Annotated in this window: 2 pseudogenes; one reads left to right on the forward strand and one right to left on the reverse strand. The window is 64.3% G+C overall.

The annotated features are described in order from the left end of the window. Positions 1–204: pseudogene (locus EP376_RS23130) on the forward strand (hypothetical protein); the annotation flags it as partial. Here EP376_RS23130 and EP376_RS23135 read toward each other — a convergent pair. Further along, positions 201–440: pseudogene (locus EP376_RS23135) on the reverse strand (hypothetical protein); the annotation flags it as partial. The pseudogenes EP376_RS23130 and EP376_RS23135 sit on opposite strands and share 4 nt — an antisense overlap.

Consider the following 440-nt stretch of genomic DNA (forward strand, 5'->3'; position numbering starts at 1 on the left):
GCCTTTGCCTTCAAACCCTCGAACGGGTTCCTGATCGTGCTGAAGGCCCCCGACAGCAGGGTTTGGGCGCCGGGCCTGTGGTGGCGCTTCGGGCGGCGCGTGGGCGTCGGCGGTGTCACTCCGCAACAGGCCTCGCGCTTCATGGCCGAGCAGATGGCGCTTCAGGTCGGGGCGATGCGAGTGTCGGACGAGACCGCGCGCTAGCAGATTGCCGTTGCGGCGGTCGGGTTCGAGTTGTTGGTATTAAAGCAGACCTGCGCGGAGAATCTGGGACGCGTCACGACGAAATCGTCGAATGTCACAGGCTCGATCAGGCCGCTCAAGACCGGCTCGAATTCAACGGAGGTCTGGACGATGATCGCCCGACCGGCATCGGCCATGATCGGAATGCTGTCGCGCATGTTCTCGATGTCATCGTCGTCGATCGTGCCGCCGCCGCC

The organism is Alexandriicola marinus, assembly GCF_004000435.1.
Lineage (GTDB): Bacteria > Pseudomonadota > Alphaproteobacteria > Rhodobacterales > Rhodobacteraceae > Alexandriicola > Alexandriicola marinus.